Annotated in this window: 23 protein-coding genes; 10 read left to right on the forward strand and 13 right to left on the reverse strand. The window is 76.1% G+C overall.

Translation table 11 applies throughout. The annotated features are described in order from the left end of the window. Positions 1-18: 18 nt before the first annotated feature. Positions 19-774, forward strand: a complete 756-nt coding sequence (locus FHL79_RS13815; RefSeq protein WP_138759169.1) for a nitrilase-related carbon-nitrogen hydrolase — start codon at positions 19-21, stop codon at positions 772-774. On the opposite strand, the gene FHL79_RS25125 is transcribed toward FHL79_RS13815, so the two are convergent. Continuing rightward, on the reverse strand, positions 775-939 hold the full coding sequence (locus tag FHL79_RS25125; protein WP_171058162.1) for a hypothetical protein: 165 nt from the start codon (positions 937-939) through the stop codon (positions 775-777). A gap of 76 nt (positions 940-1,015) precedes the next feature. After that, on the reverse strand, positions 1,016-2,221 hold the full coding sequence (gene hppD, locus FHL79_RS13820; RefSeq protein ID WP_138759170.1) for a 4-hydroxyphenylpyruvate dioxygenase: 1,206 nt from the start codon (positions 2,219-2,221) through the stop codon (positions 1,016-1,018). A 162-nt stretch (positions 2,222-2,383) separates the two neighbouring features. Here hppD and FHL79_RS13825 point away from each other — a divergent pair, with 162 nt between their 5' ends. The 3 genes from FHL79_RS13825 (at position 2,384) to FHL79_RS13840 (ending at position 4,851) form a co-directional block, all read left to right on the forward strand. Beyond that, on the forward strand, positions 2,384-2,896 hold the full coding sequence (locus FHL79_RS13825) for an Lrp/AsnC family transcriptional regulator (RefSeq protein WP_138759171.1): 513 nt from the start codon (positions 2,384-2,386) through the stop codon (positions 2,894-2,896). Between the two features lie 98 nt (positions 2,897-2,994). Next, positions 2,995-4,116, forward strand: a complete 1,122-nt coding sequence (locus FHL79_RS26605; RefSeq protein WP_439331131.1) for a cold-shock protein — start codon at positions 2,995-2,997, stop codon at positions 4,114-4,116. Positions 4,117-4,128: 12 nt separating this feature from the next. Continuing rightward, positions 4,129-4,851: a DUF72 domain-containing protein gene (locus FHL79_RS13840; RefSeq protein ID WP_138759172.1), complete on the forward strand. Its 723-nt coding sequence runs from the start codon at positions 4,129-4,131 to the stop codon at positions 4,849-4,851. Positions 4,852-4,935: 84 nt separating this feature from the next. On the opposite strand, the gene hutI is transcribed toward FHL79_RS13840, so the two are convergent. The 6 genes from hutI to FHL79_RS13870 all read right to left on the reverse strand — a co-directional run bounded on the left by hutI (position 4,936) and on the right by FHL79_RS13870 (position 12,696). After that, complete coding sequence (hutI, locus tag FHL79_RS13845) at positions 4,936-6,084, reverse strand: imidazolonepropionase (protein WP_138759173.1); 1,149 nt, start codon at positions 6,082-6,084, stop codon at positions 4,936-4,938. After that, complete coding sequence (locus FHL79_RS13850) at positions 6,081-7,382, reverse strand: formimidoylglutamate deiminase (protein WP_138759174.1); 1,302 nt, start codon at positions 7,380-7,382, stop codon at positions 6,081-6,083. The genes hutI and FHL79_RS13850 overlap by 4 nt, the downstream gene beginning before the upstream one ends. Further along, positions 7,379-8,581 (reverse strand): allantoate amidohydrolase, encoded by a 1,203-nt coding sequence (locus FHL79_RS13855; protein ID WP_218938465.1) that lies wholly within the window; start codon positions 8,579-8,581, stop codon positions 7,379-7,381. The genes FHL79_RS13850 and FHL79_RS13855 overlap by 4 nt, the downstream gene beginning before the upstream one ends. Before the next feature lie 5 nt (positions 8,582-8,586). Then, on the reverse strand, positions 8,587-10,245 hold the full coding sequence (gene hutU, locus FHL79_RS13860; RefSeq protein WP_138759175.1) for a urocanate hydratase: 1,659 nt from the start codon (positions 10,243-10,245) through the stop codon (positions 8,587-8,589). Positions 10,246-10,279: 34 nt separating this feature from the next. Next, complete coding sequence (gene hutH / locus FHL79_RS13865; RefSeq protein ID WP_138759176.1) at positions 10,280-11,818, reverse strand: histidine ammonia-lyase; 1,539 nt, start codon at positions 11,816-11,818, stop codon at positions 10,280-10,282. Between the two features lie 74 nt (positions 11,819-11,892). Further along, entirely contained in the window at positions 11,893-12,696 is an 804-nt protein-coding gene (locus FHL79_RS13870) for an IclR family transcriptional regulator (RefSeq protein ID WP_138759177.1), read from the reverse strand. A gap of 81 nt (positions 12,697-12,777) precedes the next feature. On the opposite strand from FHL79_RS13870, the gene FHL79_RS13875 reads away from it, so the two are divergent. Further along, on the forward strand, positions 12,778-13,164 hold the full coding sequence (locus tag FHL79_RS13875; protein WP_246080774.1) for a VOC family protein: 387 nt from the start codon (positions 12,778-12,780) through the stop codon (positions 13,162-13,164). A gap of 4 nt (positions 13,165-13,168) precedes the next feature. Here FHL79_RS13875 and FHL79_RS25415 read toward each other — a convergent pair whose 3' ends face one another. Continuing rightward, positions 13,169-15,034: a SigE family RNA polymerase sigma factor gene (locus FHL79_RS25415; RefSeq protein WP_179966095.1), complete on the reverse strand. Its 1,866-nt coding sequence runs from the start codon at positions 15,032-15,034 to the stop codon at positions 13,169-13,171. Between the two features lie 138 nt (positions 15,035-15,172). Here FHL79_RS25415 and FHL79_RS13885 point away from each other — a divergent pair, with 138 nt between their 5' ends. Next, the gene (locus tag FHL79_RS13885; protein WP_138759179.1) at positions 15,173-15,934 is read left to right on the forward strand and encodes a group II truncated hemoglobin; all 762 of its coding nucleotides are present in this window, start codon (positions 15,173-15,175) and stop codon (positions 15,932-15,934) included. Between the two features lie 3 nt (positions 15,935-15,937). Here FHL79_RS13885 and FHL79_RS13890 read toward each other — a convergent pair whose 3' ends face one another. Genes FHL79_RS13890 through FHL79_RS13900 form a run of 3 tightly spaced genes read right to left on the reverse strand, consistent with a single transcriptional unit; the run spans position 15,938 to position 20,378 of the window. Further along, complete coding sequence (locus FHL79_RS13890; protein ID WP_138759180.1) at positions 15,938-16,891, reverse strand: NAD-dependent epimerase/dehydratase family protein; 954 nt, start codon at positions 16,889-16,891, stop codon at positions 15,938-15,940. Next, positions 16,888-19,407: an alpha/beta fold hydrolase gene (locus tag FHL79_RS13895; protein ID WP_138759181.1), complete on the reverse strand. Its 2,520-nt coding sequence runs from the start codon at positions 19,405-19,407 to the stop codon at positions 16,888-16,890. The genes FHL79_RS13890 and FHL79_RS13895 overlap by 4 nt, the downstream gene beginning before the upstream one ends. Further along, the gene (locus FHL79_RS13900) at positions 19,401-20,378 is read right to left on the reverse strand and encodes a 3-oxoacyl-ACP synthase III (RefSeq protein WP_246080771.1); all 978 of its coding nucleotides are present in this window, start codon (positions 20,376-20,378) and stop codon (positions 19,401-19,403) included. The genes FHL79_RS13895 and FHL79_RS13900 overlap by 7 nt, the downstream gene beginning before the upstream one ends. A gap of 415 nt (positions 20,379-20,793) precedes the next feature. Between FHL79_RS13900 and FHL79_RS13905 the strand changes: the two genes are divergently transcribed. The 4 genes from FHL79_RS13905 to FHL79_RS13920 all read left to right on the forward strand — a co-directional run bounded on the left by FHL79_RS13905 (position 20,794) and on the right by FHL79_RS13920 (position 25,104). Beyond that, positions 20,794-21,300, forward strand: a complete 507-nt coding sequence (locus FHL79_RS13905; protein WP_138759183.1) for a 2Fe-2S iron-sulfur cluster-binding protein — start codon at positions 20,794-20,796, stop codon at positions 21,298-21,300. Continuing rightward, complete coding sequence (locus FHL79_RS13910) at positions 21,297-22,313, forward strand: FAD binding domain-containing protein (protein WP_138759184.1); 1,017 nt, start codon at positions 21,297-21,299, stop codon at positions 22,311-22,313. The genes FHL79_RS13905 and FHL79_RS13910 overlap by 4 nt, the downstream gene beginning before the upstream one ends. Further along, positions 22,310-24,403: a xanthine dehydrogenase family protein molybdopterin-binding subunit gene (locus tag FHL79_RS13915; RefSeq protein ID WP_138759185.1), complete on the forward strand. Its 2,094-nt coding sequence runs from the start codon at positions 22,310-22,312 to the stop codon at positions 24,401-24,403. The genes FHL79_RS13910 and FHL79_RS13915 overlap by 4 nt, the downstream gene beginning before the upstream one ends. A gap of 131 nt (positions 24,404-24,534) precedes the next feature. Continuing rightward, positions 24,535-25,104 (forward strand): DUF6197 family protein, encoded by a 570-nt coding sequence (locus FHL79_RS13920; RefSeq protein WP_138759186.1) that lies wholly within the window; start codon positions 24,535-24,537, stop codon positions 25,102-25,104. A 21-nt stretch (positions 25,105-25,125) separates the two neighbouring features. Here FHL79_RS13920 and FHL79_RS13925 read toward each other — a convergent pair whose 3' ends face one another. Beyond that, positions 25,126-25,548, reverse strand: a complete 423-nt coding sequence (locus FHL79_RS13925; protein WP_138759187.1) for a phage holin family protein — start codon at positions 25,546-25,548, stop codon at positions 25,126-25,128. Between the last annotated feature and the right edge of the window lie 15 nt (positions 25,549-25,563).

Raw genomic sequence — 25,563 nt, forward strand, 5'->3', positions numbered from 1 at the left:
GGACGGGATGGGGGCAGCATGAGGATCGCGGCGGTCCAGCACGACATCGTCTGGGAGGACCGGGACGCGAACTTCGCCCGGCTCGCCCCGCAGGTGGCCCGGGCGGTGGGCGGCGGCGCGGAGCTGGTGCTGCTCACCGAGACCTTCTCCACCGGCTTCTCGATGACCCCGGGGATCGGCGAGCCCGAGGGCGGGCCGTCCTCGGAGTTCCTCAGCGGCCAGGCCGCCGAGCACGGGGTCTGGGTGGCGGGCACCTGCCCTGAGGTGAGCCCGGACGGCGAGCTGCCCTACAACTCCTTCGTGCTGGCCGGACCCGACGGCAGCACCCACCGGTACCGCAAGCTGCACCCCTTCGCGTCCGAGCGGGACCGCTTCCGCTCCGGCGAGGGCCCGGTGACCGTCCAGGTCGGGGACCTGCGGGTCACCCCGTTCATCTGCTACGACCTGCGCTTCGCGGACGTCTTCTGGCAGACCGGCCCGGACACCGACGTCTTCCTGGTGCCGGCGAACTGGCCCGCCGCGCGGCGGCACCACTGGACGACGCTGCTGCAGGCCCGGGCCATCGAGAACCAGGCCTACGTGGTCGGCGGCAACCGGGTCGGCACCGCCGGCGACGGCACCGAGCACGCCGGTGACAGCCGCATCGTCTCGCCCATGGGTGAGCTGCTGGCCACGGCGTCGGGCGTGGAGACCGTCGTGCTGGCCGACGTCGACCCGGCGGAGGTCGCCGCCACCCGGGAACGGTTCCGCTTCTTGGCCGACCGGCGCAGCTGATCAGGGCGGCGGCAGCACGCACCCGCGCAGCCGCCCGCCGCTCCAGCGCAGCGGAGGCTCGCCCAGCGCGGCCCGGGCCTCGCGGCCGGACGCCCCGGAGCTGGTCAGGTACCGGTCCCAGAGCTGCTCCTGCGTGCGGAGCAGCCGGGAGAGTCTGTGGGCCATGCCCCCGAGCGTGGCGCTCCGGTCGGCCGGCGTCCATGACCGCGGCGGCGTCCTGCGCGTCGTTCCTGCCAGATCGTCAGAAGTTGCCGCGGAGCTCCTGCTCGCGCTCGATCGCCTGGAACAGGGCCTTGAAGTTGCCGATCCCGAACCCCAGCGAGCCGTGCCGCTCGATCAGCTCGAAGAACACCGTCGGCCGGTCGCCGAGCGGCTTGGTGAAGATCTGCAGCAGGTAGCCGTCCTCGTCCCGGTCGACGAGGATCCCGCGCCGCTGCAGCTCCTCGATGGGCACCCGGACCTCGCCGATCCGGGCTCGCAGCGCCGGGTCGGAGTAGTAGGAGTCCGGCGTGCTGAGGAAGACGACGCCCTCGGCGCGCAGCGCGTCGACCGTGCCGACGATGTCGTTGGTGGCCAGCGCGACGTGCTGGGCACCGGGGCCGCCGTAGAACTCCAGGTACTCGTCGATCTGCGACTTCTTCTTGCCGACGGCCGGCTCGTTGAGCGGGAACTTGACCCGGTGGTTGCCGTTGGACACCACCTTGCTCATCAGCGCCGAGTAGTCGGTGGCGATGTCCTCGCCGACGAACTCGGCCATGTTGGTGAACCCCATGACCCGGTTGTAGAAGTCCACCCACCGGTCCATCGCGCCGAGCTCCACGTTGCCCACCACGTGGTCGATGGCCTGGAAAAGCCGCTTGGGGGCGCCCGGCCGCCGCACGAAGGACGACGTCCGGGCCACGAAGCCGGGCAGGTACGGACCGCGGTAGCGGGACCGGTCGACCAGGGTGTGCCGGGTGTCGCCGTAGGTGGCGATCGCGGCCAGCCGCACGGTGCCGTGCTCGTCGGTCAGGTCGTGCGGCTCGCTGAGCACCGTCGCGCCGGTCGCCCGGGCGTGCGCCACGCAGACGTCGACGTCGGGCACGCTGAGCGCGATGTCGGCGATGCCGTCGCCGTGCCGGCGGTGGTGGTCGGCCAGCGGGCTGGCCGGGTCGTAGGCGCCGGTGACGACGAAGCGCGCGGCGCCGCTGGTGAGCACGTAGGCGTGGTGGTCCCGGTTGCCGGTCTCCGGTCCGGAGTAGGCGACCAGCTCCATGCCGTACGCGGACTGGAAGAAGTGCGCGGCCTGGGTGGCGTTGCCGACGACCCAGACCAGCGCGTCCCAGCCACTGACCGGGAAGGGGTCGCGCGAGGGGTCGTGCTCGACGAGGCCGACCAGCTGCTGGAGCTGCTCCAGGCTCAGCTCGGCCAGCTTCTCGTCGTCGGTGAGGGTCTGCTCGATGCTCACGGCGCGCCTCCTCGGCTCGGGGTGGGGAGAGCGCACCGCATCCGCTCCGCGCTGCGCAACGAGCAGGGCGACGGGTGGGCAACCGGTACACCCCGTACGGTCCGCCCACGCCGCTACTGTGCAGATCGATCAGTTGTGACCGCGATCACCCAGGAGGCTCCGATGTCGACCGACGGGGCCCGGCTGGACACCCTGGACCTGGCGCTGCTCCGGGCGCTGACCGAGCACCCGAGGGCCGGGGCGCTGGAGCTGTCCCGCCGGCTCGGGGTGGCCCGCGGCACCGTGCAGGCCCGGCTGCAGCGGCTGGAGGACACCGGCGTCGTCACCGGGTACGGCCCGGACGTCGACCTGACCGCCGCCGGCTTCGGCGTCCAGGCCTTCGTCACCCTGGAGATCGCCCAGGGCGCCCTGGGGGACCTGACCGCGGAGCTGGCGGCGATGCCCGGCGTGCTGGAGGCGCACGCGACGACCGGGTCGGGTGACGTGCTGTGCCGGGTGGCGGCCCGCTCGCACGGCGACCTGCAGCAGACCCTGCTGCAGCTGGGCCGCTCCGCGTCGGTGGTGCGGTCCACGAGCGTGGTCGCGTTGTCCGAGCTCGTGCCGCTGCGCACGCTGCCTCTGCTGACCTCGGAGGGCGGGCCCCCGGCCCGAGCGCCGGGGCACCGCGGCGGCTGATCCGCCGCCGCCCGGCACGGACGGGCAGGAGGCTGGGAGGATGGGGCGATCGGCCCCGGCACGGGGCCGAGGACGTCGAGATGTGCAGGAGAAGCAGGATGCCGCAGGGCACGGTCAAGTGGTTCAACGCGGAGAAGGGGTTCGGGTTCATCGAGCCCGACGACGGCGGGCAGGACGTGTTCGCGCACTTCTCCGCGATCGCCGACGACGGGGGCTACCGCAGCCTCGACGAGGGGCAGCGGGTCGAGTTCACCGCCAGCCCGGGGGACCGGGGCATGCAGGCCGACTCCATCCAGCCGCTCGGCGGCGGCGGGCGGCCCCCGGCCCGCGAGGAGCGCGGCCACCGGGACGACCCGCGGCAGGTCCGCGCGCCGCGGGCCGGCCGGGGCGGTGGCGGGTCCGAGGGCACCGTCCGCTGGTTCAACGCCGAGAAGGGCTTCGGGTTCATCGAGCCCGACGACGGCGGGGACGACGTGTTCGTGCACTTCTCCGCGATCGCCGACGACGGCGGGTACCGCAGCCTGGACGAGGGGCAGCGGGTCGAGTTCACCGCCAGCCCCGGGCAGCGCGGGCTGCAGGCCGACTCCGTCCAGCCGCTCGGTGGCGGCGGCCGGCCGCCGGCCCGCGACGACCGCCGGCAGTCCGCACCGCGCGACCGCGGCTCCGACCGCGCACCGCGCGGCGGCGGCGGCTCGCAGGGCACGGTGCGCTTCTTCAACGCCGAGAAGGGGTTCGGGTTCATCGAGCCCGACGGCGGCGGGGACGACGTGTTCGTGCACTTCTCCGCGATCGTCGACGACGGCGGCTACCGCAGCCTGGACGAGGGCCAGCGGGTCGAGTACTCCGCCAGCCCGGGCCAGCGCGGCCTGCAGGCCGACTCGGTGCAGCCCCTGGGCAGCGGCGGCGGCGGCGGCGGTGGCGGCGGCCGGCCGCCGGCCCGGGACGACCGCCGGCAGAGCGCCCCGCGGGACCGGGACCGCGCCCCGCGGGCTCCGCGCGGTGGCGGCGGCGGTGGCGGGCAGGGCACCGTCCGCTTCTTCAACGCCGAGAAGGGCTTCGGGTTCATCGAGCCCGACGACGGCGGCGACGACGTGTTCGTGCACTACTCGGCGATCGCCGACCGGGGTGGCTACCGCAGCCTGGACGAGGGCCAGCGGGTGGAGTACACCGCCAGCCCCGGTCAGAAGGGCCTGCAGGCCGACTCGGTGGACCCGCTCTGACCTGAGCGCCGCATGACGGTCCACGTCGGGACGTCGGGCTGGAGCTACGACCACTGGGACGGCGTGCTGTACCCACCGGGCACGCCGCCCCGGGACCGGCTCGCGCACTACGTGCGGCGCTTCGGCACCGTCGAGCTCAACGCCAGCTTCTACCGCTGGCCGCGGACGGCGACGTTCGCGAGCTGGCGGCGCCGGTTGCCGCCGGGCTTCCAGCTGTCGGTCAAGGCCCCCCGCGGGCTGACCCACGCCAAGAAGCTGTACGCCCCCGAGGTGTGGGTCGACCGGCTGGTGGCCTGCTGGCACGAGCTGGGCGACCGGCGGGCCGTGCTGCTGGTCCAGCTGCACCCCGGGCACGCCCGCGACGACGCCCGGCTGGACTGGTTCCTCGGCCTGCTGCCCGGCTGGATGCGGGTGGCGGTCGAGTTCCGGCACCCCAGCTGGCACGACGAGGCGGTGTACGCGCTGCTCGAGCGGCACGGGGCGGCGTACACGGTGATGAGCGGCGCCGGCCTGCCGTGCGTGCTGCGGGCCACCGCACCGTTCGTCTACGTGCGGATGCACGGTCCGGACCCCGCGCACCTCTACGCCGGGTCCTACTCGACCGACGACCTGCGCTGGTGGGCCGACCGGGTGCGGGAGTGGTCGGCGTCCGGGCGCGACGTGTTCGTCTACTTCAACAACGACGGGCACGGCCACGCCGTCCGCAACGCCGAGGAGCTGCGCGGCCTGCTCTAGTCCTCCTCCCGCGCTTTCGCGCGCGAGACCCCGCGCACTCTCGCGCGCGAAAGCCCCGCGCCTTCTCGCGCAAGACCGTGGGGGTCAGAGGTCGAGGGTGCGGACCAGCGGGACGCCGGGGCGGTAGGCCAGGTGCAGCCAGGACGGCGCGTCGACGACGGCGAGGTCGGCCCGGGCCCCGACGGCCAGGTGCCCGACGTCGGTCCGCCGCAGCGCCGCGGCACCGCCCGCGGTCGCCGACCACAACGCCTCGGCCGGGGTCATCGCCATCTCCCGCACCGCGAGCGCCAGGCAGAACGCCATCGACGAGGTGAAGCAGCTGCCCGGGTTGCAGTCGGTCGCCAGCGCCACGGTCACCCCGGCGGCCAGCAGCCGGCGCGCGTCGGGATAGGGCGAGCGGGTGGAGAACTCGACCCCGGGCAGCAGGGTGGCCACCGTCGTCCCGCCGGCCAGCGCGTCGACGTCGGCGGCGGTCAGGTGGGTGCAGTGGTCGGCGCTGGCCGCGCCGAGCTCCACCGCCAGCTGCACCCCGGGGCCGGCCGACAACTGGTTGGCGTGCACCCGCAGCTCCAGCCCGGCCGCGCGGCCGGCGGTGAGCACCGCCCGGGCCTCCTCGCCGTCGAAGGCGTGCGGCGACGCCGGCTCGCAGAAGACGTCGACCCACCGGGCGTACGGCGCGCAGGCGGCCAGCATCGGGCCGGTGGCCAGCGCCAGGTACTCGGCCCGGTCGGCCCCGGGCGGGACGACGTGCGCGCCGAGGAAGGTCGCCTCCGGGGTGACCTCCGCGGCCAGCCGCAGGCTGCGGACCTCGTCGGCGACGGTGAGCCCGTAGCCGCTCTTCACCTCCACGGTCGTCGTCCCCTGCGCGCGCATCTCCGCGACCAGCGCGGCCAGCCGGGCGCGCAGCTGCGCGTCCGAGGCCGCCCGGGTCGCGGCGACGGTCGAGGCGATGCCGCCGCCGTCGTACCGGGCACCGGTCATCCGGGCCTCGAACTCCGCGGCCCGGTCCCCGGCGAAGACCAGGTGCGCATGGCTGTCGACGAACCCGGGCACGACCGCCCGGCCGCCGACGTCGACCCGCCGGTCGGCGTCCGGGGCCACCGATGCCGGACCCACCCACGCCACGACGCCGTCCTCGACGACCAGCGCGGCGTCCGGCAGCACGCCGAGACCGGGGCCGACGGTGTCGTCGTTGGTGACCAGCTCGCCGATCCCGGTGACCAGCGTGCTCACCGCAGGTCCCCGATCGCCGCGGCCAGCAACGCGCCGACGTCGCCGAGCACGTGCCGACCGTCCTCGACCACGACCCGGCCCTCGACCACGACGGTGGTCACGTCCGCGGCGGCGGCGACCAGCGGCAGCTCGCCCGGCGCGCAGCCCGCCGTGCGCACCGAGTCCCGCCGGACCGCGACCAGGTCGGCCCGCTGCCCGACGGCGAGCCGCCCGGCGTCCGGCCAGCCCAGCGCGCGGTGCCCGGCGGCGGTCAGCGCGGTCACCAGCTCGGCGGGGGTGAACCGGCCGCGCTCGCCGCTGACCAGGCGCGCGGTGGCCTCCAGCGCCTGCGCCTCGCCGAGCAGGTCCCCGCGGACGTGCTGGTCGCTGCCCAGGCACAGCGGCACCCCGGCGTCGGCCAGCCGGCGGAACGGGCCGATCCCGTCGGCCAGGTCGGCCTCGGTGCTCGGGCAGGCGCAGACCCCGGTGCCGGTGGCGGCCAGCGTGGCGACGTCGTCGTCGGTCAGGTGCACGGCGTGCACGGCCGTGGTGTCCGGGCCCAGCACGCCGTGCTCGGCGAGCAGCGCCGTCGGGGTGCAGCCGGTGGCGGCCAGCGTGGCGGTGTTCTCGGCCGGCTGCTCGGAGACGTGCACGTGCAGCGGGCGGCCCGCTGCGGCGGCGGCCACGGTGGCCAGCTGGTCGGCAGGGACGGCGCGCACCGAGTGCACCGCCGCACCGATCCGCAGCCCGTCCCGTTCCGGCAGCCCGGCGACCCGGGCGGCCCAGGCGTCGGCGTCGCCGTCGGAGAAGCGCTGCTGCACGTCGTCCAGCGGGGCGCCGTCCGGCCCGCCGCTGAGGTAGCAGGTGTCCAGCAGGGTGAGCCGCACTCCGGCGTCTGCCGCGGCCTGGACAAGGGCCTCGGACATCGCGTTCGGGTCGGCGTAGCGCCCGCCGCCGGCCGGGTGGTGCAGGTAGGAGAACTCCCCGACGCAGGTCACCCCGGCCAGCGCGAGCTCGGCGTACGTCGCCCGGGCCAGCGCGAGGTACGTGTCGGGGTCGAGGCGAGCAGCGACGGCGTACATCTGCCGGCGCCAGGTCCAGAAGGTGCCGCCGTCGTCGTGCGTGCGGCCGCGGAGCGCGCGGTGGAAGGCGTGCGAGTGCGCGTCGGCCAGCCCCGGCAGCACCAGCCCGGTCAGCCGCCGGTCCCCAGGGCGGGGGTCGCCGACCTCGACGGCGGTGATCCGGCCGCCGTCCTCGGTGACCCGGACGCCGTCGGTCGGGGAGTCCAGCCAGGCCGACTCGCACCACCACGTGGTCATCTCAGCTCCTGCACGACGCGGGCCAGCGCGGCCACCCCGGCCAGGCAGTCGGCCTCCTCGGCGTGCTCGGCGGGGGAGTGCGAGACCCCGGTCGGGTTGCGGACGAACAGCATCGCGGTCGGCACCCCGGCCGCGGCCAGGATCGCGGCGTCGTGGCCGGCCCCGGTGGGCAGCACCGGCGCCGGGACGCCGTCCGTGCCCAGCGCCGTGGCCAGCCGGTCCCGCAGCCCGGCGTCGAAGACCGTCGGCCCGGTCCACGACTCCTCGACCGGCTCGGCACCGGCCGCGTCTCCCACCGCGGCGACCACCGCCCGGACGTCGGCCTCGCGAGCGCCGCGGGCGTCCAGCCAGGCGGTCACCGACGACGGGATGGCGTTGACGCCGTTGGGCGTGACCGCGAGCTTGCCGATCGTGGCCACCGTGCCGGCCTGCTCCGCGGCGGACCGCGCGGTGAGCACCGCAGCGGCCAGCGCCAGCATCGGGTCGTCGCGGTCGGTCAGCCGGGTGGTGCCGGCGTGGTCGGCCCGCCCGCGCAGGTCCAGCCGCCAGCGCCCGTGCGGCCAGATCGACGTGGCCACCCCGACCGGCGCCCCGACGTCGACCAGCGCCCGGCCCTGCTCGACGTGCAGCTCGACGAAGGTGCTGATCCGGCGCAGCGTCTCCTCGTCCCGGCCCACTGCCGCGACGTCCAGCGACCCCCGCATCGCCTCGGCCATCGTCGTCCCCTCGGCGTCCCGGAGGCCCCGGGCCCGGTCGGCGTCCAGCGCGCCGGTGAGCAGCTTCGACCCGGCGCAGGCGACGCCGAACCGGGCACCCTCCTCGTCGGCGAAGCAGGCGATGCCGAGCGGTCGGGGAGGGGCGTGCCCGGACGCGCGCAGCAGGTCCAGCGCCGCGAACGCCGAGACCACGCCCAGCGGGCCGTCGAACGCGCCGCCGTCCGGGACGGAGTCCAGGTGGCTGCCGAGCACCAGGCCGGGACCGTGCGCGTCCGGGTCGGCCGTCCAGGCCCACAGGTTGCCGGCCCGGTCGCCGACGACGTCCATCCCGCGGGCCTGCGCCTGAGCGGCGAACCACTCGCGCAGGGCGGCGTCGGTGCGGGTCCAGGCGAACCGCCGGTAGCCCCCCGAGGAGGCCCGCCCGATCTCCCAGAGCTCGGCCCACATCGACCGGAAGCCCTCGGGGGCCATGTCGGCCAACATGGCCGTCAGGGGGTCTCGGTCATCGGGACGCGGATGCCGTGGGTGGCGGCGACCTCGGCGGCGCGGTCGTAGCCGGCGTCGACGTGCCGGATCACGCCGGTGCCCGGGTCGTTGCTGAGCACCCGGGCCAGCTTCTGCGCGGCCAGCGGGGTGCCGTCGGCGACGCTCACCTGGCCGGCGTGGATCGACCGGCCGATGCCGACGCCGCCGCCGTGGTGGATCGACACCCACGTCGCCCCGGAGGCGGTGTTGACCAGCGCGTTGAGCAGCGGCCAGTCGGCGATCGCGTCGGAGCCGTCGGCCATCGCCTCGGTCTCCCGGTAGGGCGAGGCCACCGAGCCGGTGTCCAGGTGGTCGCGGCCGATGACGACCGGCGCGGACAGCTCGCCGGAGGCCACCATCTCGTTGAACCGCAGCCCCGCGACGTCCCGCTCGCCCTGGCCCAGCCAGCAGATCCGCGCCGGCAGCCCCTGGAACGCGACCTTCTCCTGCGCCGCCCGGATCCAGCGCTGCAGCCGGTCGTTGTCCGGGAACAGCTCGAGCACCGCCCGGTCGGTGGCGGCGATGTCGGCGGGGTCGCCGGACAGCGCCGCCCACCGGAACGGGCCCTTGCCCTCGCAGAACAGCGGCCGGATGTAGGCCGGCACGAAGCCGGGGAAGGCGAACGCGCGCTGGTAGCCGCCCTGCCGGGCCTCGTCCCGGATGGAGTTGCCGTAGTCGAACACCTCGGCGCCGCCGTCGGAGAAGCCGACCATCGCCTCGACGTGCTTCGCCATCGACGCCCGCGCGCGGTCGGTGAACTCCTCGGGCTTGGCGGCGGCGAGGTCGCGCCAGTCGCCGACGTCGACGCCCTCGGGCAGGTAGGAGAGCGGGTCGTGCGCGGAGGTCTGGTCGGTGACGACGTCGACCTCGACGCCCCGGCGCAGCAGCTCGGGGAAGACGGTGGCGGCGTTGCCGACCAGGCCCACCGACAGCGCCCGGCGGCCGGCCCTGGCGTCCAGGCAGCGGCGGACGGCGTCGTCCAGGTCGTCGGCCACCTCGTCGAGGTACCGGTGCTCGACCCGGCGCCGCAGCCTCGCGGCGTCCACGTCGACCACCAGGCACACCCCGCCGTTGAGGGTGACCGCGAGCGGCTGCGCGCCGCCCATCCCGCCGCAGCCGCCGGTGAGGGTGAGCGTGCCGGCCAGCGTGCCGCCGAACCTCTTGTCGGCCACCGCGGCGAAGGTCTCGTAGGTGCCCTGCAGGATGCCCTGGGTGCCGATGTAGATCCACGACCCGGCGGTCATCTGGCCGTACATGGTCAGCCCGAGCTGCTCCAACCGGCGGAACTCCGGCCAGGTGGCCCAGTCCCCGACCAGGTTCGAGTTCGCGATCAGCACCCGCGGCGCCCACTCGTGCGTGCGGAGCACCCCCACCGGGCGGCCGGACTGCACCAGCATCGTCTCGTCGTCGGCCAGCGTGGTCAGCGTGCGGACCATCGCGTCGAAGCTCCGCCAGTCCCGCGCGGCGCGGCCGGTGCCGCCGTAGACCACCAGGTCGTCGGGGCGTTCGGCGACCTCGGGGTCGAGGTTGTTCTGCAGCATCCGCAGCGGTGCCTCGGTCTGCCAGCTGCGGGCGGTGAGCGTCGTCCCGCGGGGGGACCGGACCGGTCGGGCGCCGTCCATGGTGAGCTCCTTCAGGGTGGGTGGGTCCTCCGGGTCAGGACAGGTCCAGTCCGGTGGCGGTGAGGACGGCGCCGGACTGCACCAGGCCGACCACCGCCTCGATCTCCGGGGCCAGGTGCCGGTCGGGTCCGGGGCCGGGCACCCCGGCGGCCCGGACGGCGTCACGCACCGCGCCGGTGGCCGCGGCCGGGGCGAGCGGCGCGCGCAGGTCCAGCGCCCGGGCGGCGGTGAGCACCTCGATGGCCAGCACCCGGGTCAGCCCGTCCAGCGCGCGGCGCAGCTTGCGGGCGGCGTGCCAGCCCATCGACACGTGGTCCTCCTGCATCGCCGAGGAGGGGATCGAGTCGACGCTGGCCGGCACCGCGAGCCGCTTGAGCTCGCTGACGATCCCGGCGGCGGTGTACTGGGCGATCATGTGCCCGGAGTCGACGCCGGCGTCGTGCGCCAGGAAGGGCGGCAGGCCGTGGCTGCGGGCGGCGTCCAGGAACCGGTCGGTGCGCCGCTCGCTCATGCTGGCCACGTCAGCGACCGCGATGGCCAGGAAGTCCAGCACGTAGCCGACCGGGGCGCCGTGGAAGTTGCCGTTGGACTCCACCCGCCCGTCGGGGGTGATCACCGGGTTGTCGACGGCGGCGGCGCGCTCCCGGTCGGCGACCGAGGCCGCGTGCGCGAGGGTGTCCCGGGCGGCGCCGTGCACCTGCGGGGCGCAGCGCAGCGAGTATGCGTCCTGGACCCGGGTGCACTCCGGCCCGCGGTGGCTGGCCAGCACCCCGCTGCCGGCCAGCAGTGCGCGCAGGTTGGCCGCTGAGGCGGCCTGCCCGGGGTGCGGCCGCAGTGCCTGCAGGTCGGCGGCGAAGACGGCGTCGGTGCCCAGCAGCGCCTCGACGCTCATCGCGGCGGCGACGTCGGCGGTGGTGAGCAGCCGGCGCAGGTCCGCCACCGCCAGCAGCAGCATGCCGAGCATCCCGTCGGTGCCGTTGACCAGCGCCAGTCCCTCCTTCTCGGCCAGCTGCACCGGCGCGATGCCGGCGGCCGCGAGCGCGTCGGCGGCCGGGCGGAGCATGCCGGCGGCGTCGCGCACGGTGCCCTCGCCCATCACCGCCAGCGCCACGGCCGAGAGCGGGGCGAGGTCGCCGGAGCAGCCCAGCGAGCCGTACTCGTGCACGACTGGGGTGAGGCCGGCGTCGAGCAGGGCGGCGTACGCGCAGGCGGTCTCCGGGCGCACGCCGGTCCGGCCGGTCGCCAGCGTGGACAACCGGAGCAGCACCAGCGCCCGCACCACCTCCCGCTCCACCTCGGGGCCGGAGCCGGCCGCGTGCGAGCGGATGAGGCTGCGCTGCAGCTGCGCGCGCTGCGCGACCGGGATGTGCCGAGTGGCCAGCGCGCCGAAGCCGGTGGAGATGCCGTAGTGCGGCCGGTCGTCCCCGGCCAGCCTCTCGACGACGTCCCGGCTGGCGGCGATCGCGGTCAGCGCCTCGTCGGCCAACCGGACCCCCCAGCCGTCCCGGGCCACCCGGACGACGTCGTCGGGGGAGACCGGACCGGTGCCGACGACGACCTGCGGGGTGCTCATGGGCCCATCGCACACGCTCTGGGCACCCGGTCACCAGAGCCCGGGGACCACTGGTGTCCGGGATGCCGGACACTTCAGCCGGGCGGGTGGCCGTTGATCCGCCGGGTCAGCTCGGTGGCGGCCCGGCCCACCCGGCGGGCCAGCTCGACCCGGCCGGCTCCGTCGACGTCCTCGGTGGGGAAGGTGACCGCGACGGCGGCCGCGGGCCGGGCGGTGTGGTCGTGCACGGCCGCGGCCACCGAGGCGAAGCCGGGGGTCACCTCGCCGTCCTCGCCGGCGTGCCCGGTCCGGCGTACCTCGCCCAGCAGCCGGCGCAGCTCGGAGAGCCGCCGCGGCCCGGAGCCGTGCCGGTCGACGAACGCGGTCGGGTCCGGGAACAGTGCCCGGACCTGGGCCGCCGGCAGGTCTGCCAGCAGCGCGCGGCCGCTCGCGGTGAGCTGGGCGGGCAACCGGACGCCCACGTCGGTGACCAGCGGCGGGCGGCCCGGAGCACGCTGCTCGACGACGTAGAGCACCTCCCGGCCGTGCAGCACGGCCAGGTGCGCGGAGTGGCCGACCGCGTCGACCAGCCGGGCCAGCACCGGGCGCGCCAGCCGGGCCAGCGGCTCCTGCCGGGAGTAGGCGCTGCCGATCTCGAACGCGCTCACCCCCAGCCCGTAGCGCCGTTCCTCGGGCAGGTGGACGACGAACCCGGCGTCGACCAGCTCGGCGAGCAGCGCGTAGGTCGTGGACCGGGGGAGGCCGAGGTCGCGGGCCAGGGCGGCGGCCGGCACCGCGCCGGGCTGCCGGGCCAGCGCCTGCAGCAGGGCCAGCACCTGGGAGGCGGCGGGCACCCGGGCGCGCTGGGGTCCGCGCTGGTCGCGCACCGGCTCCGGCACGGCGGGCAGCCTAGTGTCCGTACCCCGCGGACCCGGCCGAGCTGGTGCCGGCCGCACGGTGCAGAGGAGCACGCGGTGGAGATGAAGCTGGAACTGGTGCCGGTCCCGGTCACCGACGTCGACCGGTCCAAGGCCTTCTACGCCGAGCAGCTGGGCTTCGTCGTCGACGTCGACGTCCGCCCGGCCGACGGGGTGCGGGTGGTCCAGCTGACCCCGCCGGGCTCGGCCTGCTCGATCGGCCTGGGCACCGGCCTCGGCGCCTACGAGGCGCCGCCCGGGTCGGTCCGCGGCCTGCACCTGGTGGTGGACGACATCGCGGCGGCCCGGGCCGAGCTGGTCGGCCGCGGCGTGGACGTCGGCGCGGTCACCGACGTCGGCGGCGGGGTGCTGTACGCCGCGATCGAGGACCCGGACGGCAACACGCTGACCCTGCAGCAGATGCCGTGGCGGACCGGCGCGGCCTTCTGAGCGCTCAGCGCGCCGGCCCGGGCCCGAAGTCACCGAACGGCGCGGTGGGCACCGGGGCGATCGGCGTCTCGGCCAGCGACCGGCCCGCCGCGTCCAGCGTGCGCACCGACCGGGCGCCGTCGGTCATCGGGGCCACGGTGCTGCCACCGGTCAGCGGGAGCGGCCCGAGCACCTGGCCGCGGCTGCCCAGCAGCTGCGCCGAGGCGGCGGTCGGGGGAGCGGTGACCACCAGCCAGCGGCCGTCGTCGGTCTGGCCGAGGCCGGGGAGGGCGACGTCGCAGATCCGGGCGACCGTCAGGGTGGCGACGTCCGTCGTCCCAGGCGGGGTCTGCACGCCGCAGGAGACCGCGCCGCTGTTCACCCCGGCCCAGGTGGTCACCACCAGCGCCCCGCCCGGGCTGTACGCCACCATCACGACCACCCGGCCGGTGCCCCGGCTCAGCGGCACCTCGGCCGACCACAGCAGGGCGGGCTGCAACCGGGCCGGCTCGACCCCCAGCGGGACGGCGACGTCGAGGAGGGCGGCGTCCACGAGGTGCCCGGCGGCGGGCGGCGCGCCCGGGCGGAGCGGGGACAGCCCGCCCACCGGCGCGGGCTGGCGCGTGCCGGCGCCCAGCCAGTCCGCGGCCGAGCGGTAGACCTCGCGGCCGTCGCGCTCGACCCGGACGCTGACCGCCGAGCCGACCGTGGTGGTGCGGGCCGGGACGACGGCCACGCCGGTGGCGGCGTCGAGAGCGGTGTAGGTGCGGCCGACGGTGCCGCGCGGTCCGGTCATCAGCCGGTCGGACACCGCGACCGCGTCGCCCGGCGCGGCGACGACGACCAGCGTCGCGTCCCCGGGGCCGCCGAGCAGCAGGGCCAGCGGGCGGTCCCGGCCGAGCTGGGTGGGCAGGTGCGGCACCAGGTCCGCGGCGGCGGCGCCGGTGGGTCCGGTCAGCCACACGCCGCGGAAGTCCTCCAGGACGGTGCCGACCACGAGCGCGACCCGGCCGTGCGGGGTGTCGGCGGCGAACACCACCTCCCGGTCCGCGGGCGGCGGGGCCTCCTGCGCGCCCCAGCCCACCGAGCGCACGGCGTCGAGGAACGCCGCGTCGTCGGCGAGCGAGCCCCGGGTCGGGCCGGTCAGCACCGGCACGCTGGGCACGGCCCGCGTCGTCGGCGCGGCCGGCGCGGGAGACGGCGCGGTCGCCGTGATCGCCGGGGGATCGGGCGCCCAGCGGGCCAGCGGGACGGCGATGCCGGCCACCGCCAGCGCCGCGAGGGCGGTGCCGGCCAGCCGCCGCCGGACCCCGGCCCGGCGGGCCCGCACGTCGTCGTCGGCGGCGGCGGGGTCCAGCCGCCACGACCCGGGCGGGTCCGCGAGCCGGGTGAGCTGGTCGGCCAGCCGCCGCTCGACCGGGACGTCGGCCGCGGCCCGCTCGAAGGCGCTGGGAGCCAGCGCCGGGCTCAGCTGCGCCAGCCCGCGGGCGGCCTGGGCGGCCACCTCCGTCTCCGGGCAGCGCAGCAGGCCAGCGATCCGGGTGTCCGGGAGCCGGTCGTGCCAGCGCAGCACCACGGCGGCGCGAGTGCGCGCGGGCAGCTCGCGCAGTGCCCGGGCGAGGTCGGGGCCCTGGTCCGGCGCTGCCGCCGGGCGGAACGGGTCGGGCAGCGCCTCGATGACCTGCTCGGCGCGGCCGAGCCGGGCCCACCGGCCGGTGGCCCCGCGCACCACGGCGGCCAGGACGGCGTCCGGGTCCCCGGAGCGGCGGCGGGTCCGGGTGAGCGCGCGTTGGACCAGCTCCTCGGCGGTGGTCCGGTCGCCGGTGAGCAGCAGTGCGGTCCGCAGCAGCGCCGGTCGCACGTCGGCGACGGAGCGGGGAACGTCGTCCACCCGTCCTCCTCGCCTCGGTGGTGGGGTGTTCGGACCCGGGACGGCAGCCGGTTCGCCCCCCATGGTCCGTCATGTCCGGGGTCCTTGACCGGTCGGGCGTGTAACGGTGTAATCGAAGGGCCGACGGCAGGAGCCGACATGATCGTCGAGTACATCCGGTACCGGGCCCCCGAGGAGCGCCGCGCAGCGTTCCTCACCGACTACGCACGCGCGGCCGGCGTGCTGGCCCGGGCGCCGCAGTGCGTCGACTACGAGCTCAGCCAGAGCGTCGACGAACCCGCCTGCTGGGTCCTGCGGATCAGCTGGACCTCGGCGGCGGACCACCTCCAGGGCTTCCGCGGCGGGGACCTGTTCGGGGAGTTCCTCGCCGCCGTCCGGCCCTACGTCGGGGACATCGAGGAGATGCGGCACTACGCACCCACGGCGGTGCACGGCCCGGGCGCCGCGGTGCCGACGCTGTACGACTGGGCCGGCGGGACGGCGGCGCTGGAACGGCTGACCCAGGTCTTCTACGGGCACGTCCTCGCCGACGACCTCGTCGGCCCGCTGTTCGCGCAGATGGACGACGAGCACCCCCGGCACGTGGCGATGTGGCTGGCCGAGGTGTTCGGCGGCCCGGACCGCTACACCCGCGAGCGCGGTGGGTACCCGGCGATGCTCGGCCACCACCTGGGCAAGGCGATCACTGAGCCGCAGCGCCGGCGCTGGGTCGCCCTGCTGCTGGACTCCCTGGACGAGGCCGGGCTGCCCGCCGACCCGGAGTTCCGGGCGGCGTTCGTCGGCTACGTGGAGTGGGGCACCCTGCTGGCGCTGACCAACTCCCAGCCCGGCGCCGAGGTGGTGCGGGACGCGCCGGTGCCGCACTGGGGCTGGGGCGTCGCGCCCCCGTGGACCGGCTGAGGGTCAGTACGTCGCGGCCAGCCGGGCGAAGCCCTCGTCCAGGGTGACCCGGGGCGTCCAGCGGAGTACCGAGCGGGTGCGGCGCTGGTCGAACCAGTGCGCGGTGGACAGCTGCTCGGCGAGGAAGCGGGTCAGCGGCGGGGTGTCCCGCCGCTGCGTCGCCGCCCAGACCCCCTCGACCGCGGCCCCGGCGGCCCAGGCGACCGGGACGGGCACCCGGCGGCGCGGCGCGGGGACCCCGGCGGCCCGGCACAGCCGGGCGATGACCTCGGCCACCGGCCGCGGTTCTCCGTTGGAGACGACCAGCGCCTCACCGTGCGCCGGTGCGTCGACGGCGGCGACCAGGGCGTCGACGGCGTTGTCCACGTAGGTCGTGTCGATCAGCGCCGCGCCGGAGCCGATCACCGGCAGCCGGCCGGCGCGGGCCCGCTCCACGACCCGCTCGACGAGCTGGGTGTCACCCGGTCCCCAGACCAGGTGCGGCCGGACCACCAGCACCGCGAGGGCGGCGGAGTCCGCCGCCAGCGCCGCGGTCTCGGCGACCGCCTTGGAGCGGGAGTAGTGCCCGCGCGCCCGCTCCGGGTCGGCGGGCCCGGCGCCCACGCCCACCAGCGCCGACCCGCCGTGCGCCACCGAGGGCGAGGAGACGTGCACCAGCCGGCGGACCCCGGCCCGCCGGCAGGCGGCGACCACGGTGCGGGTGCCCTCGATGTTGGCGCGCGCGTACTCGGCCCAGCGGCCGGTCACGTCGACCTTGGCGGCCAGGTGCAGGACGGCGTCCTGCCCGGCGGCCGCGGCCCCGACCACCGCCGGGTCGGCCACGTCGCCGAGCACCTCGCGGCAGGCCAGCCCGGCGGGCCGCCGCTGCAGCACGGTGACCTCGTCACCCCGGTCGGCGAGCGCCGTCGCGGTGGCCCGGCCCAGCATGCCGCTGGCGCCGGTGACCAGCACCCTCACCGGCGGGCGCCGGCCAGCACCCGGGCCGTCTGGTCGGCCACCGCGCGCCGGTCGACCTTGGACTGGTGCCGGATGTCCACCGGCAGCCGGCGGGTGACCAGCACCGCCGCCACCTCGGTCCCGGCGGCCAGCCGCACCGCGTCGGCCAGCTCCGGGCCGGCCAGGCCGAGCCGCCGGGGACCACCCGCCGCCGGGACGACGACCGCCACGACCACCTGTGCACCGGCCGGTCCGACGCCGACCACGGCCGCGGCGGAGACGGCGTCCAGCGCCTCGATCCGCTGCTCGACGCCCACCGGGGTGACCACGCCCGCGGCGGTGGTGACCACGTGCGGCAACCGGCCCTCGATCCAGAGCCGGCCGGCGTCGTCGAGGTGCCCGACGTCGCCGGTGCGGTGCCAGCCAGGGTCCCGCGAGGCGGCGCGCTCGGTGATCCACAACGCGTCGTAGCGGTCCTTGACGTGCGGGGCGCGCACGCACACCTCACCGGTCGTGCCCGGGTCGGCGGTCAGCGCGCCGTCGGCGGCCCCGAGCGCGGTCAGCGGGCTGACCCGGACCTCGACCCCGGTCAGCGGCCGGCCGACGCACACGCCGTCGCCCGGTCCGGCGGCCGCGATCTCCGCCGCGGTCACGTCGGTGACCGGCAGCGCCTCGGTCATCCCGTACGGGGTGTGCGCCTCGGCGGCCGGCAGCACCGCCCGCAGCGCGGTGAGCAACGGCAGCGGCACCGGGGCGCCGGCCGACATGAGCAGCCGCACCCGGCCCAGCGCCGTCCGCTGCGCGGTGGTCAGCTCCGCGGCGGTGTCGACCACCCGGCGGAGCGCGGCCGGTGAGGCGAAGACGACCGTGCCGCCGACGGCGGCCGCGGCGTCGGCCAGTCTCGCGGCGGTCAGCGACGCGGGCGCGGTCACGTCGATGTCGGGCACCGCGGAGCCGATGCCCAGCGCCGGCCCGAGGATGGCGAACGGCGCGAAGGCGGCGACCAGCCGGTCCTCCGACGTGAGCCGGTAGGTGCTGCGCACCAGCTCCAGTTGGGCCAGCGCCTGCCGCTGGGTGTAGACGACGCCCTTGGCCGGCCCGGTCGCCCCGGAGGTGAACAGCACGGCGCAGTCGGCGTCGGTCGGGGAGTCCGGCGGCGCGGGCGCGTGGGCACCACGGGCCTCCAGCCCCTGGAGGGTGTGCCGCGCGCCCGGCACCCGGCCGGCGGCGATGCGGGTGCCGGGCAGCCGCATGACCCGGGCCGCGGCCAGCCCCTGCGCGCTGCCGATGACGGCGTCGACACCGGCGCTGCGCAGCGCACGGCGCATGCCGGCCAGCCCCAGCCCCTTGTCCGCGACGACGATCACCGCACCGGCCCGCCAGACGGCGTAGACGCACGCGGTGAGGTCGGCCGAGGGCTCGACGAGCAGCGCGACCCGGTGCCCGGGGCGGACGCCGGCGTCGGCCAGCCCGGCGGCCAGGTGCTCGACCCGGTGGTGCAGCTGCGCCCAGCTGACCGTGCCGCCACCGACCTCGACCACGGCGGGGGAGTCGTCGCCGGCCCGCTCGGTCAGTGCCGACCAGGGGTGCCCGGGGAGCGCAGCCGCCGGAGGCGGGGCGCTGCGGTCGCTGTCGAGGTCGGTGACCCACTGGGCGATCGCGTCCGCGTACTGCGGCGCGTCCTCCGGCAGGAGGTGCGAGGCGCCCTCGAAGCGGTGCAGCTGCGCCTGCGGCAGCCGCTCCCGCAGGTCGGCCAGGTAGCGCTCGCCGAAGACCGGGTCGCGCGGCCCCCACATCAGCAGCGCCGGCACGTCGAGGTCGCGGATGCCCTCGGCGACCTGCTCCTGCGCCGACCGCGACGGGTGGCGGGGGGAGAACGGGATGTCGGCCACGAAGTCGCCGACCGAGCGTCGCCGGGCCGGGGTGCCGTAGGGGGCGGCGAAGGCGTCCCGTACGGCGGCGGGCAGCGGCGGCCAGGACAGCGCCGTGGTCGCGCGGACGAAGACCGGGGTGCCGACGGTGACGGCGGCACGCACGCCCGGGGCGTGCGCCAGCCGGATCAGGGCGGGACCGAGGTCGCCCTCGGGCATGGCGACGGCGGTGTTGCCCAGCACGACGCCGCGCAGCTGCGCGCGGTGCTGCAGCGCCCAGCCCAGGGAGATCACGCCGCCCCAGTCGTGGCCGACGGTGACCACCGGTCCGGTGACGCCGAGGGCCGCGGTGAGGTCGCCGAGGTCGGCGACCCGCTGGGCCAGCGGGCGCAGGCCGGTCAGCCGCTCGGAGAAGCCCATGCCGAGCTGGTCGGGGGCGATCACCCGCCAGCCGGGGGGTGCTGCGGCCAGCAACCGGCGCCACAGGTAGGACCAGGTGGGGTTGCCGTGCACGCACAGCAGCGTGCCGACCGGTTCAGGCACCCCGTTGTCGAGCAGGTGCCACTCGTGCTTGCTGCCGGTGGCGTCGGCGACGGTGAGGTGCCGCGACCAGGCGGGGTCGAGCCCGGGCAGACCCGGCGGGACGGAGGGGGGTGCGGTCACCATTCGATCTCGAGGCACGCGGTGTTCAGGCCCGAGCCGACGCCCATGAGCAGCACCCGGTCGCCGTCGTCCAGCGCGTCGGACTCGGTCGCCAGGGTGAACGGCACCGATGCCGGACCAAGGTTGCCCCGGGTCGGGAAGGTCTTGGGCACCTGCGACTCGTCGATGCCGAACTTCTCGCACATCGCCGCGGTGTGCACCTTCGAGACCTGGTGCATGACGTAGCGCGACATGCCGCCGTGCCAGTCGAACTCCTCGCCGGCCTCGGTCCACATGTCGACGCCGAGCGCGATCCCGGCGTCCAGCAGGCCCTTGAGGTCGGTCCGCATCATGTCGTTGTCGCCGACGCACAGCTCGTGGTGCTCGGTGCCGGCGCGGCTGACCGAGCCGACCATGCGGTGGCCCTCGGGGTGCTGGTCGGTGCGGCCGAGCACCATGGCGACCGCGCCGCAGCCGAGGGTCAGCGTGGCGAACTGGGAGAGCACGTCCCGCGCCACCGTCTCGGGGCGGTTGAGCCGGTCGATGGTGCGCTCCTGGACCGCCCGGGCGTCCTCACCGTTGACGATCAGCGCGTGGTCGACCAGGCCGGAGTCGATCATCGCCCCGGCCAGCTCCATGCCGTTCATGAAGCCCAGGCAGGCGTTGGTGACGTCGAAGTTCTGCGCCGAGCGGGGCAGGCCGAGCGCGTCGTGCACGGCGACGGCGGTGGAGGGCTCGAGGTACTTCCGGCTCACCGACGTGTTGATCATGACGCCGATGCCCGCCGGGTCGACGCCGCTCTCGCTGATCGCCTTGGCGCCGGCCATCGCCGCGCCGTCGACGAAGGTGACGCCGTCGGCCCACCAGCGGCGCTCGCGGATGCCGCAGAGCCGCTCGAGCAGGCCGGGGCGCAGCCCGACCCGGCGGTAGGTGTCGACCAGCTGGTCGTCCAGGTCGTCGGAGGTGACCACCTGGGACGCGTCGGCCGTCTGCACGGTCAAGACGCTGGTGTTGCGGAAACGGTGCGTGGCATTGCCACTCATGGGCGGGTCCAGTCGTCGAGAGGGCCGACTCTTCCACGTACGCCGCCCTGTTCCGTCAGTCAGTACCCGGCTCGGCCACCGGTATGCCGCACGCCGTCCACCTGCGTGTTGGTTCGGTCACGTCGTCCGGACGGCGAGGCCGCCGAAGAGCAGACCGGTCAGCGCCGATGCGCCGAGGACGAGAGCGGGACGGGGACGGCGCACAGCGGGCCTCCTGAGGGGGCCGCACAGCTGACGCCCGGACGTTCCCGGCGCGGGACGTCCGGCGGGCGACCGCTGCGTGCACGACCCGCGACCGGACCGTGAACGCCGCGCACCTCCCCGGCGATCCGTTTGCCGCCACCGGCCCGGCGGGCACCGGGAGGCCATGGACGCCGAGATCTCCCTGCGGGTCGACGGGGAGAGCCACCGGCTCACCGTGGACACCCGCACCACGCTGCTGGACGCCCTCCGCGAACGGCTGGGGAACACCAGCCCGAAGAAGGGCTGCGACCACGGGCAGTGCGGGGCGTGCACCGTCCTGCTGGACGGGCAGCGGTCGCTGATCTGCCTGGCGCTCGCGGTCGCCCACGACGGGGCGGAGATCACCACCGCCGACGGGCTGGCCCCGGCCGGCGAGCTGCACCCGGTGCAGCAGGCGTTCCTGGAGCAGGACGCGTTCCAGTGCGGCTACTGCACCCCTGGTCAGGTGTGCTCGGCCGTGGGCGTTCTGGACGAGGTCGCCCGGGGCTGGCCCAGCCACGTCACCGAGGACCTCACCGGCGACGTCGAGCTCTCCGACGCCGAGGTGTCCGAGCGGATGAGCGGCAACCTCTGCCGCTGCGCCGCCTACGAGAACATCACGCCCGCCGTCCAGCAGGCCGGCGCGCGATGAAGCCGTTCGCCTACGCGCACCCCGGTGACGTCGCCGAGGCCGTCCGCGACGTCGCCGCCGAGCCGAACGCCGTGTTCCTGGCCGGTGGCACCAACCTCGTCGACCACCTCAAGCTCGGCATCGCCACCCCCGACCTGGTCGTCGACGTCCGGACCCTCACCTCCCGGGAGGTCACCGACCTCCCGGACGGCGGGCTGCGGCTGGGTGCCGCCTCCACCAACAGCGAGGTCGCTGCCGACCGCCGGGTGCGCGAGCGCTACCCCGTGCTGGCGCAAGCGCTGCTGGCCGGCGCCACCGGCCAGCTGCGCAACATGGCCACCACCGGCGGCAACCCGCTGCAGCGCACCCGCTGCGTGTACTTCGGCGACGTCACCACCCCGTGCAACAAGCGCGAGCCGGGCAGCGGCTGCTCCGCCGTCGGCGGCTACACCCGGTACCTCGCGGTGCTCGGCGTCCCGGCCGCGCTGCCCGACCCGACCGCCCCGGAGACCTGCATCGCCACCCACCCCTCCGACATGGCGGTGGCGCTGGCCGCGCTCGACGCGCAGGTGCAGGTGCTCGGGCCCGCCGGCACCCGCACCATCCCCTTCGGTGAGCTGCACCGGCTGGTCGGCGACGACCCGTCGACGGACACCACCCTCGAGCACGGCGAGCTGATCACCTCGATCGACCTCCCGCCGCTGCCGGCCGGCACCCGGTCGAGCTACCGCAAGGTCCGCGACCGCGCCTCCTACGCCTACGCGCTGGTGAGCGTGGCCGCGGTGGTCAGCGGGGACGACGTGCGCATCGCCCTCGGCGGCGTGGCGCACAAGCCCTGGCGGGCCACCCGGGCGGAGGAGCTGCTGCGCGGTCGCCCGCTCACCGACCACGCCGTCCGCGCCGCGATGGACGCCGAGCTGGCCGGCGCCCAGCCGCAGCCCGGCGTCGGCGGCGGCAACGGCTTCAAGATCCCGCTGGCCGCCCGCACCGTGGTCGCCACCCTGCGCGAGCTCACCTCGGAGGCCACCCGATGACCGATCTCCTCGAGCCACGGGCGATCGGGCAGTCGCTGGTCCGCCGGGACGGTGAGCAGAAGGTGCGCGGCACCGCCACCTACGCCTTCGAGACACCGGTCGAGCACCCCGCGTACGCGCACCCGGTGCAGGCCACCATCGCGCGGGGCCGGGTGACCGCGATGGACACCGCCGCGGCCCAGGCGCTGGACGGGGTGCTCGCGGTGCTGACCCCGTTCACCGCCGAGCGGCTGGCGTCGGTCGAGGACGCCGAGTACGCCGTCCTGCAGTCGCCCGACGTCGCCTTCCGCGGGCAGCTGATCGGCGTGGTGGTCGCGGAGACCTCCGAGGTCGCCCGGCAGGCCGCCGACGCGATCGCGGTGACCTACGCCGAGCAGCCGCACGACAGCGAGCTGCGCACCGACCGGCCCGACCTCTACGCGCCGGAGCAGGTCAACGCCGGGCACCCCACCGACGTCGTCGACGGTGACGTCGAGGCGGCGATGCGGTCGGCCGAGGTCACCGTCGACCACACCTACCAGACGCAGATGCTGCACAACAACCCGATCGAGCCGCACGCCACCGTGGCGCTGTGGGAGCCGGGCGCCGACGTGCCGCTGACGCTGTGGGACTCCACCCAGGGCGTGCACCCCGACCGCGCCGCGGTGAGCGAGGTGTTCGGCCTGGACGAGGAGCAGGTGCGGGTGGTCTGCCCCTACGTCGGCGGCGGCTTCGGGTCCAAGGGCAACCCGCACGCCAACGTCATGCTCACCACCATGGCCGCCCGGGCGCTGCCCGGCCGCCCGGTGAAGCTGGCCCTCACCCGGCAGCAGATGTTCTTCCTGACCGGCTACCGGACGCCGACCATCCAGCGGATGCAGTTGGCCGCCGACCACCGCGGCCGGCTGCAGGCGATCGCGATCGACGTGGTCGAGCAGACCTCGAAGGTCAAGGAGTTCGCGGAGCAGACCGGGGTGCCGACCCGGATGATGTACGCCTCCCCGAACCGGCGCAGCACCCACCGGCTGGCGCCGCTGGACGTGCCGATCCCCTCCTGGATGCGGGCGCCGGGGGAGTGCCCGGGCATGTTCGGCCCGGAGGTCGCCCTCGACGAGCTCGCCGTGGAGCTGGGCATCGACCCGGTGCGGCTGCGGATCGTCAACGAGCCAGAGGTCGACCCGGACACCGGGAAGCCCTGGTCGAGCCGGCACCTGGTCGAGTGCCTGCGCGACGGGGCGCACCGCTTCGACTGGGACTCCCGCGGCCCGGGCCGGCGCCGCGAGGGCGACTGGTTCGTCGGCTGCGGCGTCGCCTCGTCGGTCTACCCGACCATGCGCCAGGCGACGTCCACGGCGACCGTGCGCCACTCGAACGGCCGCTACACCGTGGAGATCGGTGCCGCCGACCTCGGCACCGGCGCCTGGACGATCCTGCCGCAGATCGCCGCCGACGCCCTGGACGCGGACGTCGCCGACGTCGAGGTCCGGATCGGTGACACCCGGTACCCGACCGCCTCGGTGGCCGGCGGCTCGTCGGGCACCAACACCTGGGGCTCGGCGATCGTGCAGGCCGCCCGGGAGTTCCGCGGCAAGTACGGCGCCGACCCGCGCGACGGTGACGAGGCCTCCGGCGACGTCGACCAGGCCTCACCGAACGAGGACCACGCCGCCTACGCGTTCGGCGCCCAGTTCGCCGAGGTGCGGGTGCACGCCGACACCGGCGAGATCCGGCTGCCCCGGCTGCTCGGGGTCTTCGCCTGCGGGCGGATCATCAACCCGCGGACGGCGCGGTCGCAGCTGATCGGCGGGATGACCATGGGGATGTCCATGGCGCTGCACGAGAACAGCGTCTTCGACACCCGGATCGGTCAGGTCGCCAACCACGACCTCGCCGAGTACCACATCTCGGTCAACGCCGACGTGCAGCAGATCGAGGCGCACTGGCTCGACGAGCACGACCCGTACGTGAACGTGATGGGCGCCAAGGGCATCGGCGAGATCGGCATCACCGGCACCGCCGCGGCCGTCGTCAACGCCGTCCACCACGCCACCGGCGTCCGGGTCCGGTCGCTGCCGGTCACCCTGGACAAGCTGCTGCCCGGGCTGCCCTGAGCCCGGGGTCGCGGACGCCGGTCGACGCCGGTCGCGTTCGACCGGGCTGACGCGACGGCGGCCCTTCCTCCCGGACCCGGCGCTGCCCTACGGTGCTGGCCCGGACCTCCCTGCAGCCACGAGGACCTGTCATGACCGTCATCGTCCCGGCGCCCCCGCTCCACCCGGGCACCGACGGAGCCCTCCCCGCCGCGCGCCCGGGACCGCCCGGTCGGCGGGGAGCGCGGCAGCGCCGGCGGGCCGCCGCGCGCGCCGGCCGGGCGGCGGCCCGCCGGGCGGAGCTGCACGGCATCCGCGAGGTGCTGGTCGAGGCGCGTGCCGTGCTCGGGCGGGGCTGGGTGCAGGGGACATGGACCACCGCTCCGCCGCTGGCCGCGGTCGCCGGACCTGGGCCCGAGCGCGCCGGTGCGCAGGCGGCGGTCTGTCTCGTGGGTGCGGTGGTCCTGGCCGCCGGTGGGCGGGCTGCCGTCCGCGGGCAGCGAGCCCAGCGCAGCCTCGACCTGCTGTGGCACACCCTGCACCGGGCGACGGACCCCGGCCCCGTCCGGTGGTGCCCCGCACCCGCCCTCCGGACGCTCCAGGTGCAGGACCTGACCCGGTGGAACGACACCTCCGGGCGCTCGCTGGAGGAGGTCCGGGCTCTGCTGGACGCAGCGATCGGCCGGGTGACCCGGGAACTGCAGGTCAGCGACGCCCGCTGAGGGGATCCGCTGCCGCGCGGCTCAGGGCTGCGGTGGCGTCCCGCCCGCAGGTGGCGTCGTGGCCGTGGCGGCGCGGACGTCCTCGCGCAGGCTCGCCACGGTCCCGGTCGGCACCAGCGGCGCGGCCTCGCGGAGCTGCTGCACCGCGGTGGCCGCCAGCGCGCCGGCGGCACCTCCGAACATCCCCGTCGCGAGGAGCGCCGACGTGGTGGGGGAGAACCGCCGCTCGAGCACCCGCAGGACCAGCGCGCCCGACGTCCCGACCGCCAGCGTGCCGAGCACCGCTGCTGCGCCGAGCAGGCCGCCGGCCCGGCCCACCTGCCTGGCCTTGTCGGCCAGCTCCTGTTGAGCCTGACGCAGCTCCTGGCGCACCAGGGCACCCACGTCGTTGGTCAGGGACTGGACCAGGTCGGCCGTCGAGCTGCCCGGGGTGCTCGCTGTCATGTGTCCTCCTCGACG

The organism is Modestobacter altitudinis (assembly GCF_005930475.1).
In the GTDB taxonomy this organism is placed as follows: domain Bacteria; phylum Actinomycetota; class Actinomycetes; order Mycobacteriales; family Geodermatophilaceae; genus Modestobacter; species Modestobacter altitudinis.